Raw genomic sequence first — 17361 nt, 5'->3', positions numbered from 1 at the left:
GTCGATGACTCCGCGGCTGCTCGGCTGGCTGCGGGCGTACCGCCGCGGCGATCTCGCGGGCGACGTGGGTGCCGGCATCGTCGTGGCCATGATGATGATCCCGCAGGGCATGGCCTACGCGCTGGTCGCCGGCCTGCCGCCCGTCGCGGGCCTGTATGCCAGCATCGTGCCGCCGCTGCTGTACGCGCTGTTCGGCACCAGTTCCTCGCAATCCGTCGGGCCGATGGCGATCATCTCGCTGATGACGGCGTCGGCGCTGGCGCCCCTCGCATCGCCCGGCAGCGCGCTGTACGGCATGCTGGCGGCGCAGCTGGCGCTGGTGTCCGGGGCCGTGCTGCTCGCGTGCGGCCTGCTGCGCGTGGGCTACCTCGCCAACTTCTTCTCGCGTCCCGTGATGAGCGGCTTCACGCTGGGCTCCGCCGTCGTCATCTCGCTGGGGCAGGTGCGCACCTTGCTGGGCGGCGCGCTGCCCCACGTGCACGGTCCCAGCGCCGCGCTGGGCGTCGGGAGTATCGCGCTGCTGCTGTTCGCGCGGCGCTGGCTGGCGCCGCTGCTGCGCCGGCTCGGCATGCCGTCCGGCGCGGCCGACGTCACCTCGCGGTTGGCGCCGATGGTGCTCGTCCTGGGCGGCATCGCGCTCGTGGCATCAATGCGCCTCGACCGCATGGGCGTGCAGGTGATCGGCGCCGTGCCGTCCGGGCTGCCGGGCTTGAGCCTGGCGACGTCCGCTGCGCATTGGCAGGAACTGCTGAAACCGTCCCTCCTGATCGGCTTCATGAGCTTCCTGATCGCGATGTCGGGTGCGCAGACGCTGGCCCTGAAACGCGCGGAAAAGCTGCACACGAACCGCGAACTCGTGGGGCTGGGCCTGGCCAACGTCGGCAGCGCGCTGTCCGGCGGCTTTCCCGTGACCGGCAGCCTGTCGCGCTCGGCCGTGAACTTCGCGGCCGGCGCGCGCACCCAGCTGGCGGGCGTGATCACGGCGGCGCTGCTCGCGGGCGCGCTCGTGCTGCCCACCGGCTGGCTCGCGCTGCTGCCGCTGCCCGTGCTGGCCGCGACGATCATCGTCGCCGTGCTCGGCCTGCTGGACTGGTCGACCCTGCGCACCGCATGGCACTACGACCGCGCCGACGCGCTCGCGCTGCTGGCCACCAGCGGCGGCGTCCTGCTGCTCGGGGTGGAGGCGGGCGTCGTGCTGGGGCTGCTGCTGTCGCTGGGGACGATGATCTGGCGCGAGAGCCGGCCTCACATCGCGGTGCTGGGCCGGATTCCGCACACTGAACACTTCCGCAACATCGACCGGTATGCGGCCGAGACGGACCCGAACCTGCTGCTGCTGCGCGTGGACGCGGGGCTGTTCTTCGGGAATATCGAAGCGGTCAGCGAGCGCATCGAGGAAGAACTGGCCGCGCACCGCGAGGCGCGCCATCTCGTGCTCGTGCTGTCGGCCGTGAACGCCATCGACAGTTCGGCGCTGTTCGGGTTGCTCGAATTGAATCGCGCCCTGGCCCGGCGCGACGTCCGGCTGCACCTGGCCGAGGTCAAGGGGCCGGTGCTGGACCGTCTGCGCGCGTCGACTTTGTTGAGTGAGCTCAGCGGACGTCTCTTTTTAAGTACAGCAAATGCCTGGAATGCCCTCGCACGGCACGACACGTGATTGCAAGCAAATCCCAGCTGTGGCAGGATGGAACCACGGTTTTAGAGAAAAGGTGGATATCATGCCGCGCCCAAGTACTATCGTTATTCTGTTGTCAACCGTCGCCTTGCTCGCCCTCGGCTTCGCCGCCGCTGTCCCGGCCGGCATCGCCCTGGCGCTGACGTTCGAACTGGCCGCCTACAAGCGCGCCGCCGACCGCGAACGCGCCCTGCGTCCGGTCCGTATCGCCCGCCCGCTGCGCCGCCGCCGCTGATCGTTTCCAGCCCCGGTTCGCCCGCTTGACCGGCATTCTTCGCCGGTCGGGCCCGCGGACACCCTCTGTTTCCCCCTCCCTGGTCGCCACGCGCGGCCGTCTGCCGGCTTCACCTTTGATATTGCCGAAATCATATTGATCACCTGATCTGGGCGTGCGCCTGCACCGTTCCGGTGCCGCAGGTGCCGTGCTGGTGCGCCGCGTCCACCGGTTCCTCCGTCCCGCGAGTGGCACGCATCGTGCTAACTCATCGGGTATGCCCTTTGACGACCCAACTTGCACCACCTGGCACGCCTCCCTGCGCCTCGGCTTCGCCCGTGACGGCGGCTGCACGCGGCTCGTCCGACGCGAGCACCGCGGGCCGCTGCGCGTGCAAAAGGCGCTGTACCCGGAAGGCCCTGGCGCCTGCCACGTGATCGTCGTGCATCCGCCCGGCGGCATCGTCGGCGGCGACCGGCTCGACATCGCGCTCGACGTGCCGGCGGGCTGCCACGTGCTGGCCACGTCGCCCGGCGCCGCGAAGTGGTATCGCGCCAACGGCCGCACATCGCGCCAGGACGTGCACCTGGCCGCCGGTCCCGGCGCCGCGATCGAATGGCTGCCGCAGGAAACCATCGTGTACGACCACGCCGACGTGATGCTCGCGCACGACGTCGACCTGGCCCCGGGCGCCGTCTACATCGGCAGCGAGGTGCTGTGCTTCGGCCGGCGCGCGTCCGGCGAACGTTTTACGCGCGGCCGCGTGGGGCAGCGCACGCGCATCCGCGTCGGCGGGCGGCCCGTGTGGCGGGAGCAGGGCGGCGCCACGCCCGCGCTGCTCGCGAGTCCGCTGGGCATGGATGGACACGGCGTGTGCGCGACGCTCGTCGCCGTCGGCAAGCCCGTGCCCGCGGGTCTGCAGGACGCGGTGCGCGCCGTCGATCCGGGTCTCGCCGTCAGCCAGGTGAAGCACGTGTTCGTGGCGCGCTTCCTCGGCGACGACAGCGAACGGGCCCGTGCCGCGCTGACGGGGGCCTGGACGGTGCTGCGGCCGTACCTGCTGGACCGGCCGGCCACGCCGCCGCGCATCTGGAAAACGTAAAGGATCGCCATGGACCTGACCCCACGCGAAAAAGACAAGCTGCTGATCTTCACGGCGGCGCTGCTGGCCGAACGCCGCCGCGCGCGCGGCCTGAAGCTGAACTACCCGGAAGCCGTCGCGCTGATCACGGCCGCGATCATGGAAGGCGCCCGCGACGGCCGCAGCGTGGCCGAGCTGATGAGCGAGGGCACCCTGATCCTGACGCGCGCGGACGTGATGGATGGCGTGCCGGAGATGATTCCGGACATCCAGGTCGAAGCCACGTTCCCGGACGGCAGCAAGCTCGTCACCGTCCACAACCCGATCCCGTGAGCGCCCCATGATCCCCGGCGAATACTTCCTCGAGGATGGCGACATCCCACTCAACGCGGGCAGCCGCACGGTGACGCTCGTCGTCGCGAACGCGGGCGACCGTCCCGTGCAGGTCGGCTCGCACTACCATTTTTACGAAGCGAACGATGCGCTGCAGTTCGAACGCGAGCAGGCGCGCGGCATGCGCCTGAACATCGCGGCCGGCACCGCCGTGCGCTTCGAGCCGGGCCAGCGGCGGACCGTCGAACTGGTCGACCTGGGCGGCGCGCGCATCGTGCACGGCTTCCAGGGCCGCGTGGAAGGAGGCGTCTGATGGCCGCGCTCTCCCGCCAGGCGTATGCCGATATGTACGGACCGACGACGGGCGACCGCATCCGCCTCGCCGACACGGCGCTCGTCATCGAGATCGAAAAGGACTACGCGATCTACGGCGAGGAAGTGAAATTCGGCGGCGGCAAGGTGATCCGCGACGGCATGGGCCAGTCGCAGCGTGTGCGCGCGGACGTGATGGACACAGTGATCACGAACGCCGTCATCGTCGACCACTGGGGCATCGTCAAGGCCGACATCGGCATCAAGGACGGCCTGATCGCAGCCATCGGCAAGGCCGGCAATCCGGACATCCAGCCGGGCGTGACGCTGGCCATCGGCGGCGCGACGGAAATCATCGCGGGCGAGGGCATGATCGTGACGGCGGGCGGCATCGACACGCACATCCATTTCATCTGCCCGCAGCAGATCGACGAGGCGCTGATGTCCGGCATCACGACGATGCTCGGCGGCGGCACCGGTCCCGCCGTCGGCACCGCGGCGACGACGTGCACGCCGGGCGCGTGGCATATCCACGCGATGCTGATGGCGGCCGACGCGTTCCCGATGAACCTCGGCTTCTTCGGCAAGGGCAACGTGAGCCAGCCGCGGCCACTCGAAGAGCAGATCGAGGCCGGTGCCGTCGGCCTGAAGCTGCACGAGGACTGGGGCAGCACGCCGGCCGCGATCGACAATTGTCTTTCGGTCGCCGAGCGCATGGACATCCAGGTCGCGCTGCATTCCGACACGCTGAACGAGGCCGGCTTCCTGGAGTCCACGCTGGCCGCGTTCAAGGGCCGCACGATCCACACGTTCCACACGGAAGGCGCGGGCGGCGGGCACGCGCCGGACATCATCGCCGCCGTCGGCCAGGACAACGTGCTGCCGTCGTCGACGAACCCCACGCGCCCGTACACGGTGAACACGCTGGACGAGCACCTCGACATGCTGATGGTCTGCCACCACCTCGACCCCGCCATCGCGGAAGACGTGGCGTTCGCGGAATCGCGGATCCGCCGCGAGACCATCGCCGCCGAAGACATCCTGCACGACCTGGGCGCCATCTCGATGATGTCGTCCGACTCGCAGGCGATGGGCCGCGTGGGCGAGACCATCACGCGCACGTGGCAGACGGCGCACAAGATGAAGGTGCAGCGCGGCCCGCTGGAAGGCGATACGTCCCGCAGCGACAATGCGCGCGTAAAACGCTACGTGGCCAAGTACACGATCAACCCGGCCATCGCGCACGGTCTTTCGCATGCGGTGGGCTCGCTGGAGCCGGGCAAGATCGCCGACATCGTGCTGTGGCGGCCCGCGTTCTTCGGTGTGAAGCCGTCGATGATCCTGAAAGGCGGGATGATCGCGGCGAGCCTGATGGGCGACCCGAACGCATCGATCCCGACGCCGCAGCCGGTGCACTATCGCCCGATGTTCGGTGCGTTCGGCGGCGGGCTCCGCAAATCGTTCACGTTCGTGTCGCAGGCCGCATTCGACCTTGGTATCGCGCGCGGGCTCGGGCTGGCGAAGACCGTGATCCCGGTGCGCGGCACGCGGGGACTGCGCAAGCGCGACATGGTCCACAACGGGGCCACGCCGCACATGGAAGTGGATCCGGAAACGTACGAGGTGCGCGCCGACGGGCGCCTGCTCGTGTGCGAGCCGGCCAGGGTGCTGCCCCTCGCGCAGCGGTATTTCCTGTTCTGATCATCCGGAGCCATCATGATGTCACTGCATACGAAGATCGCCCACGCGGACACCGTCCACGACCTGCTCGAGCTGCCGTACGACCAGCGCGAAAGGTGCCGCCAGCGCGCGCGGCTCGTATCCGGCGAGGAAGTCGCCCTGTTCCTCGTACGCGGCGCCGTGCTGCGCGACGGCGACCTGCTCACGGGGGAAGACGGACGCGTCGTGCGGGTCGTCGCCGCACCCGAGCCGACGTATCTCGTGCGCTGCGCGAACCCGACGCTGCTCGCGCGATGCGCCTTCCACCTCGGGAACCGCCACACGCAGACGCAGGTCGGCGCGGGCTGGCTGCGGATCCGCGTCGATCCGGTGCTGAAGGACATGGTGGTCGGCCTGGGCGCGCACGTCGAGGAAGAGCAGGCGAAATTCGAACCGGAAGCGGGCGCGTATGCGGGCGGCCACGGCCATCACGATCACCGCGGCCTGCTGGCGCCCGTGCCGCTGCGCCAGAAGATCCACCGGCCGGCGGACGCATGAACGCCGCGAGCCTGCTGCACCTGCTGCAGTTCGCGAGCCCGGCGCTGCCGATCGGCGGCTACAGCTATTCGCAGGGCCTGGAGACGGCCATCGAGGCAGGCCGCGTGCACGATGCGGCGAGCGCGCACGCGTGGCTCGTGCGCTATCTCGACGAGGTGCTGGCGCGCTGGGACGCGCCGCTGCTGTGGCGTTTGTTGAGCGCGTTCGCCGCGCGCGATACCGCGGCCATTGCAGAGTGGAGCGCCTGCTTCCTCGCGTCGCGCGACACGGCCGAGTCGCGCGCCGAGACCGTCCAGATGGGCTATTCGCTCACGCGGCTGATCGCGGAACTGGGCGTGGCCGACGTGAGCCTGCTCGGCGACGAGGTGACGCTGCCGGCCGCCTACGCATGCGCCGTCGACGCCCTCGACGTCCCGCATGAAGAGGCAGTGTTGGCGATGCTGTTCGCGTGGGCCGAGAACCAGGTGCTCGTGTGCGTGAAGTCGGTGCCGCTGGGGCAGGTGGCGGGGCAGCGCCTGCTGCTGTCGCTGCGGCCCGATCTCGAACGCGCGGCCGTGACGGCCCGCGCCTTGCCCGATGCGGACCTGTCGAACTGGTCGCCCGGCCTGTCCATGCTGTCGATGCGGCACGAAGTGCAGCATGGGCGGTTGTACCGTTCCTGAAAGAGGTAAAGCAATGACATCGAATCCCCTGCGGGTCGGCATCGGCGGACCGGTCGGTTCCGGCAAGACGGCACTGTGCGAGATGCTGTGCCGGCGCATGCGCGACCGCTACGACATGGCCGTGATCACCAATGACATCTACACGCGCGAAGACATGGAAATTCTGCTGCGCGCGAACGCGCTGCCGCCCGAGCGGCTGATGGGCGTGGAGACGGGCGGGTGTCCGCACACGGCGATCCGCGAGGATGCGTCGATCAACCTGGAGGCCATCGCGCGGCTGCAGGCGGACTTTCCGGCACTGGAACTCGTGCTGGTGGAATCCGGCGGCGACAACCTCGCGGCCACGTTCAGCCCCGAGCTGTCGGACCTCACCCTGTACGTCATCGACGTGGCGGGCGGCGAAAAGATTCCGCGCAAGGGTGGACCCGGCATCACGCGCTCCGATCTTCTCATCATCAACAAGACGGACCTCGCGCCGCACGTGGGCGCCGACCTGGACGTGATGGCGCGCGACGCGCAGCGCCAGCGCGGGGCGCGGCCGTTCGTGTTCACGAATCTGCGCACGGGCGAGGGCGTGGACACCGTCGTTTGCTTCATCCGCGAGCAGGGATTACTTGACCAGTGAAAGGGAAAGCCATGAAATGGAACGACAACACGAACACCCGCGTGCGTCACGAAGGCCCGTCCCCGCGTCCGCGCACGCGCCTGGGCGGTGCGGTCGCCGCGCTTGCGACCCTTGCCGTGGCGCTGCCCGCCGCCGCGCATCCGGGCCATCCCGACGGCGGCTTCGCGGCCGGCCTGCTGCATCCGCTGACGGGGCTGGATCACCTGTTCGCGCTGCTGGCTGTCGGCCTGTGGAGCCGGCAGCAGCGCCATGGGGCCGTGCTGCCGCCCGCGTTCCTCGTGATGATGGCGCTCGGCGCGGCCTGTGCCGGCGCGGGCCTCGTGCTGCCCGCGCTGGAGGCGTCGATCGCCGCGACCGTGCTGCTGCTGGGGATGCTGGTCGCGTGCGCGCCCGGCCTGCAGCGGCGCCTGCCGCCGCAGGTGGCGGTCGTCGTGGTGGGTGGGTGCGCCTTCCTGCACGGGCTGGCGCATGGGCGGGAACTGGCGGGGATGGCGAGCGGCGCCGGCTTCCTCGTCGCGAGCGCCCTGGTGATGCTGGCCGGCGCGCTGCCGGGGGAACGCGTGCGCCGCATGGCCGGCGCCGCGATCGGCGCGGCCGGCTTATACCTGCTTGCGGGCGTCGTCTGAACGCGGCCCTGGTTCGGCCAGGCGGATCGGCGCCGCCTTCTCCGGATACAGCGCGCGCACGCCGTCGTACGCCTGCGCGATGGCCGCCATGTCGGCCGCCTCGTCGCCGGTCATCGTCAGCGTGCGCGTGACGTCGATGACCTTCTTGCCGTAGTCGAGCGAGACGAGCAGCACCGGCACGTCGGCGGCCAGCGCGATGCGATAGAAGCCGCTCTTCCAGTGCGGTCGGTAGCTGCGCGTGCCTTCCGGCGTGATGGCGAGCCAGAACCAGTCGGCCGCGTGCATCGTCTGCGCGAGGCGCCGGATCGCGCCCTGCGGCGAGCTGCGGTCGATCGCCACGCCGCCCCAGTAGCGCATCAGGGCGCCCATCGGGCCGCGGAACAGCGAATCCTTGGCGAGCCAGCGGAACTGGATGCCGACGGCCCACTTGGCCAGCAGGCCGATGGGGAAATCCCAGTTCGACGTGTGCGGATACACGACGACGATGCCGTGCGCACCTGGCAGGGGTTTGAAATTGAAGCGCCAGCCGAACGCGTTCAGCAGGCGCAGCGCGGCGCGCTGGCGCAAGGTCGGCAGCCCCTCGGGGCGCACCAGGTAGTCGTCCATGTTCTCTCCTTACGGCGGGCCGTCTGCAAGCAATGGTAATTGCGCCTCGGCAAGCAAACCGGGCATTTTATAGCGCTACCAGAGGGCGGACAAGCAAAAAAACTGGAAGCGTTGCGACCGCGTCGGTATCATCCTTGGCTCTCAAACAAGGATTTTCAAGATGGACATCACGATTTTTCACAATACCCGCTGCGGCACGTCGCGCACGACCCTCGAGGCGATTCGCGCGACCGGCGTCGAGCCGCGCGTCGTCGATTATCTGGCGCAGCCGCCGACGCGGGACGAGCTGAAGGACCTGATCGCCCGGGCGGGTTTGCAAGTGCGCGACGCCGTGCGCAGCAAGGAAGCGCTGTTCAAGGAACTCGGCCTGGACGATCCGGCCACGACCGACGACGCGCTGCTCGACGCGATGGTCGCGCATCCGATCCTCATCAATCGCCCGTTCGTCGTCACGACCAAGGGTGTGCGGCTGTGCCGGCCGTCCGAGCTGGTGCAAGAGATTCTGTAAAACAGCCTTTTGACATCGTGAAACGACGAGTGGTATAGTCGTCCGGCTTCGATTGGTAACGTTTCCAATCGCGCGGCCGACAACACACGACAGGAGACACGATGACGACGAGACGAGATGCAATGCGGCTGCTGGGCGCCGCGACACTGATGGGAGGCCAGGTGGCCGTGGCCGGCCGGACCGCGGCAGCGCCCGCAACCGCCCCGGCGGCCGGCGCCACCGGCTGGCAGGTCGTGACGTCCGCACCCGGCGCCGACCGCTTCGCCGCCCGTCCGCTCGGCGCCTTCCAGCCGGCAGGCCAGCCGCCGGAGACGGACATCGCCGTCTTCGTCGATACGTCGAAGCGCTACCAGGAAGTGTTCGGCTTCGGCGGCGCCGTCACGGACGCCGTCGCCGAGGTCCACGCGACCCTGACGCCGGCGCAGCAGCAGGCGTTCCTGGCGGCGTACTTCGACCCGCGCGCGGGCCTGGGCTACAACATCCTGCGCACGACGATCCACAGTTCCGACTTCGGCAGCGGCAGCTACACGTACGTGCGCGACGGCGACCGGTCGCTCGCATCGTTCAGCATCGCGCCGGACCTGAAGCTGCGCGTGCCGCTGCTGCGCGCCGCGCTGGCGGCCGCGCGCGCCCACGGTACGGACATGCGCGTGTTCGCCAGCCCGTGGAGCGCGCCGGCATGGATGAAGTCGAACCAGAGCATGCTCGCCGGCGGCAGCCTGCTGCCCGAGTACCGCGACACGTGGGCGCGCTACGTCGTGAAATTCGTCCAGGCGTACGAGCAGGCCGGCATCCCGCTGTGGGGCCTGTCGGTGCAGAACGAACCGATGGCGAAGCAGAAGTGGGAGTCGATGATCTTCAGCGCCGACGAAGAAACCCGCTTCCTCGGCGACCACCTGGGCCCCGCCCTGACGGCGGCGGGACTGGGCCGCAAGAAGGTCATCGTGTGGGACCACAACCGCGACCTGCTGCCGCAGCGCGCCGCGACGATCCTGGCGGATGCGAAGGCGCGGCCGTACATCTGGGGCGTCGGCTACCACTGGTACGAGACGTGGGCCGGCGGCGAACCGATGCACCGCAACGTCGCCGCCGTGCACGCGGCCTGGCCGGACGTGAACCTCCTGATGACGGAAGGCTGCATCGAGAAATTCGATCCCGCGCGCCTGCAGGACTGGGCCAACGGCGAACGCTACGGCCGCGAGATGATCGCAGACCTGAACGCGGGTTCCAGCGGCTGGGTCGACTGGAACATGCTGCTCGACAGTCGCGGCGGCCCGAACCACAAGAACAACTTCTGCTTCGCGCCGCTGCACGCGAGCGCCGACGGCCAGCTCGTGTTCACGCCCATCTACACGGCCATCGGCCACTTCAGCCGCTACATCCGTCCGAAGGCGCGCCGCGTGGGCGCCACGACGAGCCGCAGCACGCTCGATGCGACGGCGTTCCGCAACGCGGACGGGCGCCTGGCCGTCGTCGTCATGAACCGCAGCGACCAGCCGCAGCGGTACCGGCTGTTCGTCGACCGGCAGGAGGTGGCGGTCGAGATTCCGGCGCGGGCGCTGCAGACCATCGTCGGCTGAGCTCCACGCTGCGTCGTTCCCGCGAAGGCGGGAACCCATGCTGAGTCACAGTATGACGCGACGTATGGATTCCCGCTTGCGCGGGAATGACGCTGTATGCAGCGTGGTTTGACGTGGCACGGCGCCAGCACAAAAACCGCACTTCAGTTACATTGTGCGGCTATACCCTCTGTCTTAAGACCGGTTCACGCAGCCCGGCCTTGAAAGTGGGGGTATATGCACTTACATTGGCGTTCCGTATCCACAGGAGATTGTGATGAGCCGTAAGACCCCCATCGAGCGTTACCGCAACATCGGCATCAGCGCCCATATCGATGCCGGCAAGACCACCACCACGGAGCGCATCCTGTTCTACACCGGCGTGAATCACAAGATCGGCGAGGTGCACAACGGCGCGGCGACGATGGACTGGATGGAACAGGAGCAGGAACGCGGCATCACGATCACCTCGGCCGCGACGACGGCCTTCTGGAAGGGCATGGGCGGCAACTTCGCCGAGCACCGCATCAACATCATCGACACGCCGGGCCACGTCGACTTCACGATCGAGGTCGAGCGCTCGATGCGCGTGCTCGACGGCGCCGTCATGGTCTACGATTCCGTCGGCGGCGTGCAGCCGCAGTCCGAGACCGTCTGGCGCCAGGCCAACAAGTACAAGGTGCCGCGCATCGCGTTCGTCAACAAGATGGACCGCGTGGGCGCCGACTTCTTCCGCGTCCAGCAGCAGATCCGGGACCGCCTGAAGGGCAACGCCGTGCCGATCCAGATCCCGCTCGGCGCCGAAGAGCATTTCGAGGGCGTGATCGACCTCGTCAAGATGCAGGCCATCCGCTGGGACGACGCGAGCCAGGGCGTGCGCTTCGCGTATGAAGACATCCCGGCCGACCTCGTGCCCGTCGCGGAAACATGGCGTGAGACGATGATCGAAGCGGCCGCCGAGGCGACGCCCGAGCTGACGGAGAAATACCTGAACGGCGAGGCGCTGACGGAAGACGAGATCAAGGCCGCGCTGCGCGCGCGCACGATCGCGGGCGAGATCGTGCCGATGCTGGCCGGCTCCGCCTTCAAGAACAAGGGCGTGCAGGCGATGCTGGACGCCGTTATCGAATACCTGCCGTCGCCGGTGGACGTGCCCGCGATCGCCGGCCACGACGAGGACGATAAGCCTTTGGAACGTCATCCGTCCGATGACGAGCCGTTCTCCGCGCTCGCCTTCAAGATCATGACCGACCCGTTCGTGGGCCAGCTGACGTTCTTCCGCGTGTACTCGGGCGTCGTGAATTCGGGCGACACCGTGTACAACCCGACCAAGGGCCAGAAGGAACGCCTGGGCCGCATCCTGCAGATGCACGCCAACGAGCGCAAGGAGATCAAGGAGGTCTTCGCGGGCGACATCGCGGCGGCCGTCGGTCTGAAGGGTGTCACGACGGGCGATACGCTGTCCGACCCGGACAAGGTCATCGTGCTGGAAAAGATGACGTTCCCGGAACCCGTGATCTCGCAGGCGGTAGAACCGAAGACGAAGGCCGACCAGGAAAAGATGGGCATCGCGCTGTCGCGTCTCGCGCAGGAAGACCCGTCGTTCCGCGTGCGGACGGACGAGGAATCGGGCCAGACGATCATGTCCGGCATGGGCGAGCTGCACCTGGAAATCCTCGTCGACCGCATGAAGCGCGAGTTCGGCGTCGAGGCGACGGTCGGCAAGCCGCAGGTGGCGTACCGCGAGACGATCCAGAAGGCCGTCGAGAACGTCGAAGGCAAGTTCGTCAAGCAGTCGGGCGGCAAGGGCCAGTACGGCCACGTCGTGCTGAAGCTGGAACCGCTGGAACCGGGCAAGGGCTACGAGTTCGTCGACGCCATCAAGGGCGGCGTCGTGCCGCGCGAGTTCATCCCCGCGGTCGACAAGGGCATCCAGGAGACGCTGCCGAACGGCGTGCTGGCCGGCTACCCGGTCGTGGACGTGCGTGCGACCCTGACCTTCGGTTCCTACCACGACGTGGACTCGAACGAGAACGCGTTCCGCGTGGCCGCGTCGATGGCGTTCAAGGACGCCATGCGCAAGGCGGCGCCGGAACTGCTCGAGCCGATGATGCAGGTCGAGGTCGAGACGCCCGAGGAGTTCACGGGCAACGTGATGGGCGACCTGTCCACGCGGCGCGGCGTCGTGCAGGGCATGGACGAGATCCCGGGCGGCGGCGGGAAGCTGATCAACGCGGTCGTGCCGCTGGCGGAGATGTTCGGCTACTCGACGACCCTGCGTTCGCTGACGCAGGGGCGGGCCACGTACACGATGGAGTTCAAGCATTACGCTGCGGTGCCGAAGCATATCCTCGACCAGATTGCGACGGCCAGGGCGGCGAAATAACGTCGTCCCCGCGGAGGCGGGGACCCATGCTGACGTTGCGGTTACGCGACTTGCGCAGCATCGCCAGCGCAGTATGGGTTCCCGCTTCCGCGGGAACGACGGTGTTTGATTTTGCTGTATCTTCGTGTTTTCGAATCCGGAGACCACGATGACTCAACTCCCCATCCTCGGCCAGGGCACCTGGAACATGGGCGAAGACCCGTCCGCCCGCGCGACCGAGGTGGCCGCGCTGCGGCTCGGCCTTGATCTCGGCATGACCCTGGTCGACACGGCCGAGATGTATGGCGAGGGCGGTGCCGAGGAAGTGGTCGGCGAAGCCATCGCCGGCCGCCGCGACGATGTCTACCTCGTCAGCAAGGTCTACCCGCACAATGCGTCGCGCGCGGGCGTGCGCGCCGCGTGCGAGCGCAGCCTGCGGCGCCTGCGCACCGACCATCTCGACCTCTACCTGCTGCACTGGCGCGGCGGCGTGCCGCTGGCGGAGACGCTGGAGGCGTTCGAGCGCCTGCGCGACGAGGGAAAGATCCGCGCCTATGGCGTCTCGAATTTCGACACGGACGACATGCTGGAAGCGGCCGCGCTGCCCGGCGGATCGGGCATCGCGGCGAACCAGGTGTTGTACAACCTGGTCCAGCGCGGCATCGAATGGGACCTGCTGCCGTGGTGCCGCGAGCGCGGCATCCCCGTGATGGCGTACTCGCCGCTGGAATCGACGCCGGCCGGGCAAAGGCCGCTGTTGACCCGTCCGCAACTGGGCGAGGTGGCGCGCCGCCACGGCGTCACCCCGGCCCAGGTCGCGCTCGCGTGGCTGCTGCGCCAGGACGGCGTCGTCACGATTCCGAAGGCCGTGCAGCCGGCCCACGTGCGCGCGAACCGCGCCGCGCTCGACCTCGCGCCGCAACTCACGGCCGATGACCTGGCGCTGCTGGACGCGGGCTTTCCGCCACCCGGCCGGCGCCGGCCGCTGGCGATGCGCTGAACGCGGTTCAGCGGGTCGTCAGCCAGTCGAGCAGGTCGGGCGAGGCGAGCGGACGGCTGAACAGATAGCCCTGGCCCTTGGCGCAGGACTGGGCACGCACGGCGGCGGCCTGCGCCTCCGTCTCGATGCCTTCGGCCACCGTGCTCATGCCGAGGCTCTGCGCCACCTTCACCGTCGCCTCGATCAGCACGCGGTGGTGGTGGCTGGTGTCGGCCTGGCACACGAACGAGCGGTCGATCTTGACCGTGTCCACCGGCAGCTGGTGCAGGCTGGAGAGCGATGAATAGCCGGTGCCGAAATCGTCCAGCGCCAGCGTGACGCCGATGGCCTTCAGTTCGTGCAGGCGCTGCTGCACCTGCTGGTCCTGGGCCGCCAGGCTTTCCGTCACTTCCAGCTGCAGCTGGTCCGGACGCATGCCGTTCTGCGCCAGCACGTCGCGCACGACGGCGGGCCAGCCCGGTTCCGCCAGCTGCGCGCGCGACAGGTTCACGGCCAGCAAACGCGGCGCGCGTTCGCCCAGGTCGCGCTGCCACGCGGCGAAGTCGCGGCATGCACTGCGCAGCACGAAGTCGCCCAGTGCGCCGATGAGGCCCGATTCCTCCGCCACCTGGATGAATTCGATGGGCGGCACGACGCCGCGCACGGGATGGCGCCAGCGCACGAGCGCTTCGACGCCGGCGCCATGGTCGGTGGCGCCGTCCGGGCGCAGTCCGACGACGGGCTGGTAGACGACGAACAGCTGGTCCTCGACGAGGGCCTGGCGCAGGTCGGATTCGATGTCGGCGCGGCGCGCGGCCCGTTCGCGCATCGCGGTCTCGAACGCGATGCAGCGGGCGCCGCCCGCGCGCTTGGCCTCGACCATCGCGATGCTGGCGTCGCGCAGCATCTCGCCGGCGGACGCGCCCGCGTCGGCGCTCCACACGAGGCCCATGCTCAGGCGGACGACGATATCCTGGCCGTCCAGCGCATGGGGCCGCGCCAGCGCGTCGAGCAGGCGCGTGGCCACGCGCTCGGCGTCGCCGCGGCTGCGCAGGCCGTCCAGCACGACAGCGAATTCGTCGGCGCCGACACGGGCCGCCATCTGGCCCGCGCCCGCGTGCGGGTCGATGCGGTCGCTTGGCGGGCGCAGCGTGGCGCGGATGCGGTCGCCGATCTGCACGAGCAGGCGGTCGCCGGCCGCCTGGCCCAGCGCGTCGTTGACCTGGCGGAAGCGGTCGCAATTCATGAACATGAGTGCGAAGCCGCCGCCGTCGGCAACCGGGGCCCGGCCCAGCATCTGCTGCAGCTGTTCCAGCACGGCTTCGCGGTTGGGCATGCGCGTGAGCGCGTCCGTGCGCGCCTGGCTGCGCAGGCGGCGCGCGAGGCGCTCCTGCTCGCGCTGCACTTCCGCGGTGGCGTCGGTCACGGTGGCCATCAGCCGCGTGCCGTCCAGCTTCAGGACGCTCAGCGACAGCACCTGCGGTCCGCCCGGCGCGGCCGCATCGCCCAGCTGCACGCGCAGGCCTTCGCACACGACGCCGGACGGCGCCGCGAAGTCCGCCGTCATGGCGCGCAGCTGCGGCGCCACGTCCTGCAGCACCGTGAACAGGTTATCGAGGCTGCCGTCGCGCGCGAGCGGCATCAGGAGGCTGGACGACATCGGGTTCAGCATGTCGACCGTGCCGTCCAGGCCCGCCTGCACGAGGCCGATGGGCGCGCGGTAGAGAAACTGGACCAGTGCCTCGTAGGCGTCGACCTTGTTCGTGTCGATCATCGGCGCGCCTCGCTGGCCAGGGCCGGATGCCAGCGTTCGACGCGGTCGCGGCCCGCCGCCTTCGCGGCGTACAGGGCCTGGTCGGCGCGTTTCATCAGGCCGTCCAGGCCGGGCGCCTCGCCGTCGCACACGGCGACGCCGGCGCTGACCGTGCACGCGATGTGCGCGCCGTCGTACGCGACGGGGCGGCCGGCGACGAGCCCGCGCAGCCGTTCGGCCACGGCGACGGCGGCATCGAGGCCGGTCGACGGCAGCAGCACGGCGAATTCCTCGCCCCCCACGCGCGCGACGACGTCGACCTGGCGGAACGTGGCGGCCAGCAGCTGCCCCAGGTGGCGCAACACGGCGTCGCCGCCGGCGTGTCCATGGCGGTCATTGATGCGCTTGAAGTGATCGGCGTCGAGCAGGACCAGGGCCGTCGGCCGCGGCGCGCGGCGGTTGCGGTCCAGTTCCAGTTCCGCCGCTTCGAAAAACGCGCGGCGGTTGGCGACGCCGGTCAGGTGGTCGCAGAACAGCGATTTGCGGCGCGCATCGAGTGCTTCGCGCTTGTCGCTGACGTCGCGCAGCACGAGGCAGTACGCGGCTTCGCCCGGCTCGGCCATGTCCGCATCGCGGTCGGGCAGCGGCGAAATCATCGCGCTGGCCCAGAACTCGCTGCCGTCGGCGCGTACGCGCGGGCCTTCGTCGAGGCTCCAGCCGTTCTGGTCGGCCTCGCGCAGGCGGTCATGGGTGTGGTCGGACGTCGTCGCGCCCTGCGGATAGAACACGGAATACGGCTGGCCGACGACGTCTTCGCCATGCCCGGTGACGCGCGCGATCGTCTCGTTCCACGCGCTGACGCGGCCGGCGCCGTCCAGGCCGACGAGGGCGTAATCGGTGATGCTCGTCAGGAGGGCGCCCAGCCACGCCTCGTTCTGGCGCAGCTGGCGGTCGCGCCGCACCTGTTGCGTGACGTCGGCCAGCACGGCCATCAGGCGCGTTCCGTCCAGCTTCAGCAGGGTCAGCGACAGCACCTGCGGCGTGCGGCCATCGACGTGGATGTGCAGGCCGTCGCACAGCATGCCGCGGGGCCGCGCGAACGCCGCGCACAGGTGGCGCAGTTCGGGCGCGACGCCCGCGAGCGCGTCGAACAGGTTGACCAGGTTGCCGTCCTGCTGCAGCGGCATCAGCAGCTGGGCCGAGACCGGGTTGATCATGAGGATCTCGCCGTCGGCCGCCGTCTGCACGAGGCCGACGGGAGCCAGGTACAGGAACTGCATCAGCGCCTCGTGCTCGGCAGCGAGGCGGTCGTAGGCGTCGCCTACGCGCACGTCGCCTACGCGCATGTCGCCTGCGCGCATGTCGGTGCCCGCCGTCATGCTTTGCGCTGGACGAGCACGTAGCGCACGGGCGTATGGGGCGCGGCCAGCAGGCGCAGGGCGACTTTTACCGGGCGCATGCGCAGGGTCAGCACGTAGTCGATGGTGTCGTCGAGCGTCGTGCCGTCGTCCTGGGCATCCTCGAAGCGCTGCGCCACCATGAAATTGTTCAGGCAGGGCGCCACGTTCGTGAACAGCGGCTGGCCCAGCACGCGCGGCGGCGTGAGCCCGGCCGCTTCCGATTCCGTGCGGTTGTACTGGCACACGGTGGTGTCGCCGTCGAAGCCGATGACGCCGAAATCGAGGCGGTCGAGATCGTCGCCTGCCAGTTGCGCGAGGCGCGCATGCAGATCCGGAGTGGCGAAGGACAGGTCGGCGGTCATGGGAAGCTCCAGCGGAATGATGTTGCAGGGAAGAAAGGCATAGTGACATGGCGTCATGTCTCTGTCAAACCAATCGTGCGCGCA

Annotated in this window: 18 protein-coding genes; 14 read left to right on the top strand and 4 right to left on the bottom strand. The window is 69.2% G+C overall.

Going from position 1 to position 17361, the window contains the following annotated elements; genetic code table 11:
* The first annotated feature begins 4 nt into the window (after nucleotides 1-4).
* From ACEN9H_RS16935 to ACEN9H_RS16890, 10 genes are all read left to right on the top strand, one after another.
* Nucleotides 5-1657: a SulP family inorganic anion transporter gene (locus tag ACEN9H_RS16935; protein WP_413671346.1), complete on the top strand. Its 1653-nt coding sequence runs from the start codon at nucleotides 5-7 to the stop codon at nucleotides 1655-1657.
* Nucleotides 1658-1748: 91 nt separating this feature from the next.
* Nucleotides 1749-1910, top strand: a complete 162-nt coding sequence (locus ACEN9H_RS16930; RefSeq protein ID WP_156133696.1) for a hypothetical protein — start codon at nucleotides 1749-1751, stop codon at nucleotides 1908-1910.
* 256 nt (nucleotides 1911-2166) lie between these two features.
* A complete protein-coding gene (locus tag ACEN9H_RS16925; RefSeq protein ID WP_413671345.1) occupies nucleotides 2167-2991 on the top strand; it encodes an urease accessory protein UreD in 825 nt (274 codons plus the stop codon).
* 9 nt (nucleotides 2992-3000) lie between these two features.
* A complete protein-coding gene (locus ACEN9H_RS16920) occupies nucleotides 3001-3303 on the top strand; it encodes an urease subunit gamma (RefSeq protein ID WP_371763482.1) in 303 nt (100 codons plus the stop codon).
* A gap of 7 nt (nucleotides 3304-3310) precedes the next feature.
* Nucleotides 3311-3616 carry an urease subunit beta gene (locus tag ACEN9H_RS16915; protein WP_413671344.1) on the top strand — a complete coding sequence of 102 codons (306 nt, stop codon included), beginning with the start codon at nucleotides 3311-3313 and terminating at the stop codon, nucleotides 3614-3616.
* Nucleotides 3616-5316, top strand: coding sequence for an urease subunit alpha (gene ureC / locus ACEN9H_RS16910; RefSeq protein WP_413671343.1), 1701 nt, complete (start codon nucleotides 3616-3618; stop codon nucleotides 5314-5316). The genes ACEN9H_RS16915 and ureC overlap by 1 nt, the downstream gene beginning before the upstream one ends.
* Before the next feature lie 15 nt (nucleotides 5317-5331).
* Nucleotides 5332-5832, top strand: coding sequence for an urease accessory protein UreE (gene ureE / locus ACEN9H_RS16905; RefSeq protein ID WP_413671342.1), 501 nt, complete (start codon nucleotides 5332-5334; stop codon nucleotides 5830-5832).
* On the top strand, nucleotides 5829-6494 hold the full coding sequence (locus ACEN9H_RS16900) for an urease accessory protein UreF (protein WP_413671341.1): 666 nt from the start codon (nucleotides 5829-5831) through the stop codon (nucleotides 6492-6494). The genes ureE and ACEN9H_RS16900 overlap by 4 nt, the downstream gene beginning before the upstream one ends.
* A gap of 13 nt (nucleotides 6495-6507) precedes the next feature.
* Entirely contained in the window at nucleotides 6508-7119 is a 612-nt protein-coding gene (ureG, locus tag ACEN9H_RS16895; RefSeq protein WP_056131442.1) for an urease accessory protein UreG, read from the top strand.
* 11 nt (nucleotides 7120-7130) lie between these two features.
* The gene (locus tag ACEN9H_RS16890; RefSeq protein WP_413671340.1) at nucleotides 7131-7745 is read left to right on the top strand and encodes a HupE/UreJ family protein; all 615 of its coding nucleotides are present in this window, start codon (nucleotides 7131-7133) and stop codon (nucleotides 7743-7745) included.
* On the opposite strand, the gene ACEN9H_RS16885 is transcribed toward ACEN9H_RS16890, so the two are convergent.
* Nucleotides 7719-8351, bottom strand: coding sequence for a 1-acyl-sn-glycerol-3-phosphate acyltransferase (locus ACEN9H_RS16885; RefSeq protein ID WP_413671339.1), 633 nt, complete (start codon nucleotides 8349-8351; stop codon nucleotides 7719-7721). The genes ACEN9H_RS16890 and ACEN9H_RS16885 overlap by 27 nt on opposite strands.
* Before the next feature lie 160 nt (nucleotides 8352-8511).
* Between ACEN9H_RS16885 and arsC the strand changes: the two genes are divergently transcribed.
* The 4 genes from arsC to ACEN9H_RS16865 all read left to right on the top strand — a co-directional run bounded on the left by arsC (nucleotide 8512) and on the right by ACEN9H_RS16865 (nucleotide 13783).
* Nucleotides 8512-8859 carry an arsenate reductase (glutaredoxin) gene (gene arsC / locus ACEN9H_RS16880; RefSeq protein WP_056131450.1) on the top strand — a complete coding sequence of 116 codons (348 nt, stop codon included), beginning with the start codon at nucleotides 8512-8514 and terminating at the stop codon, nucleotides 8857-8859.
* A gap of 101 nt (nucleotides 8860-8960) precedes the next feature.
* Nucleotides 8961-10439 carry a glycoside hydrolase family 30 protein gene (locus ACEN9H_RS16875; protein WP_413671338.1) on the top strand — a complete coding sequence of 493 codons (1479 nt, stop codon included), beginning with the start codon at nucleotides 8961-8963 and terminating at the stop codon, nucleotides 10437-10439.
* Between the two features lie 256 nt (nucleotides 10440-10695).
* Nucleotides 10696-12804, top strand: a complete 2109-nt coding sequence (fusA, locus tag ACEN9H_RS16870; RefSeq protein WP_371763492.1) for an elongation factor G — start codon at nucleotides 10696-10698, stop codon at nucleotides 12802-12804.
* Nucleotides 12805-12952: 148 nt separating this feature from the next.
* Nucleotides 12953-13783: an aldo/keto reductase gene (locus ACEN9H_RS16865; RefSeq protein WP_413671337.1), complete on the top strand. Its 831-nt coding sequence runs from the start codon at nucleotides 12953-12955 to the stop codon at nucleotides 13781-13783.
* A 7-nt stretch (nucleotides 13784-13790) separates the two neighbouring features.
* On the opposite strand, the gene ACEN9H_RS16860 is transcribed toward ACEN9H_RS16865, so the two are convergent.
* From ACEN9H_RS16860 to ACEN9H_RS16850, 3 genes are read right to left on the bottom strand one after another with little or no spacing between them, the layout of a single operon-like run.
* A complete protein-coding gene (locus ACEN9H_RS16860) occupies nucleotides 13791-15536 on the bottom strand; it encodes a putative bifunctional diguanylate cyclase/phosphodiesterase (protein ID WP_413671336.1) in 1746 nt (581 codons plus the stop codon).
* Nucleotides 15533-16894, bottom strand: a complete 1362-nt coding sequence (locus tag ACEN9H_RS16855; RefSeq protein ID WP_413671335.1) for a diguanylate cyclase — start codon at nucleotides 16892-16894, stop codon at nucleotides 15533-15535. Before ACEN9H_RS16855 ends, ACEN9H_RS16860 begins: the two co-directional genes overlap by 4 nt.
* Nucleotides 16891-17277 (bottom strand): phosphonate transporter, encoded by a 387-nt coding sequence (locus ACEN9H_RS16850; RefSeq protein WP_371763496.1) that lies wholly within the window; start codon nucleotides 17275-17277, stop codon nucleotides 16891-16893. The genes ACEN9H_RS16855 and ACEN9H_RS16850 overlap by 4 nt, the downstream gene beginning before the upstream one ends.
* Nucleotides 17278-17361: the final 84 nt, after the last annotated feature.

It is taken from the genome of Massilia cellulosiltytica (assembly GCF_047325105.1).
Lineage (GTDB): Bacteria > Pseudomonadota > Gammaproteobacteria > Burkholderiales > Burkholderiaceae_D > Telluria > Telluria orientalis.
This window is presented reverse-complemented; position numbering and strand designations above follow the sequence as displayed.

Coding starts and splice junctions, on each gene's coding strand:
- ACEN9H_RS16935 (WP_413671346.1), top strand. CDS start 5: ATGACTCCGCGGCTGCTCGGCTGGCTGCGGGCGTACCGCCGCGGCGAT.
- ACEN9H_RS16925 (WP_413671345.1), top strand. CDS start 2,167: ATGCCCTTTGACGACCCAACTTGCACCACCTGGCACGCCTCCCTGCGC.
- ACEN9H_RS16920 (WP_371763482.1), top strand. CDS start 3,001: ATGGACCTGACCCCACGCGAAAAAGACAAGCTGCTGATCTTCACGGCG.
- ACEN9H_RS16915 (WP_413671344.1), top strand. CDS start 3,311: ATGATCCCCGGCGAATACTTCCTCGAGGATGGCGACATCCCACTCAAC.
- ureC (WP_413671343.1), top strand. CDS start 3,616: ATGGCCGCGCTCTCCCGCCAGGCGTATGCCGATATGTACGGACCGACG.
- ureE (WP_413671342.1), top strand. CDS start 5,332: ATGATGTCACTGCATACGAAGATCGCCCACGCGGACACCGTCCACGAC.
- ACEN9H_RS16900 (WP_413671341.1), top strand. CDS start 5,829: ATGAACGCCGCGAGCCTGCTGCACCTGCTGCAGTTCGCGAGCCCGGCG.
- ureG (WP_056131442.1), top strand. CDS start 6,508: ATGACATCGAATCCCCTGCGGGTCGGCATCGGCGGACCGGTCGGTTCC.
- ACEN9H_RS16890 (WP_413671340.1), top strand. CDS start 7,131: ATGAAATGGAACGACAACACGAACACCCGCGTGCGTCACGAAGGCCCG.
- ACEN9H_RS16885 (WP_413671339.1), bottom strand. CDS start 8,351: ATGGACGACTACCTGGTGCGCCCCGAGGGGCTGCCGACCTTGCGCCAG.
- arsC (WP_056131450.1), top strand. CDS start 8,512: ATGGACATCACGATTTTTCACAATACCCGCTGCGGCACGTCGCGCACG.
- ACEN9H_RS16875 (WP_413671338.1), top strand. CDS start 8,961: ATGACGACGAGACGAGATGCAATGCGGCTGCTGGGCGCCGCGACACTG.
- fusA (WP_371763492.1), top strand. CDS start 10,696: ATGAGCCGTAAGACCCCCATCGAGCGTTACCGCAACATCGGCATCAGC.
- ACEN9H_RS16865 (WP_413671337.1), top strand. CDS start 12,953: ATGACTCAACTCCCCATCCTCGGCCAGGGCACCTGGAACATGGGCGAA.
- ACEN9H_RS16860 (WP_413671336.1), bottom strand. CDS start 15,536: ATGATCGACACGAACAAGGTCGACGCCTACGAGGCACTGGTCCAGTTT.
- ACEN9H_RS16855 (WP_413671335.1), bottom strand. CDS start 16,894: ATGACGGCGGGCACCGACATGCGCGCAGGCGACATGCGCGTAGGCGAC.
- ACEN9H_RS16850 (WP_371763496.1), bottom strand. CDS start 17,277: ATGACCGCCGACCTGTCCTTCGCCACTCCGGATCTGCATGCGCGCCTC.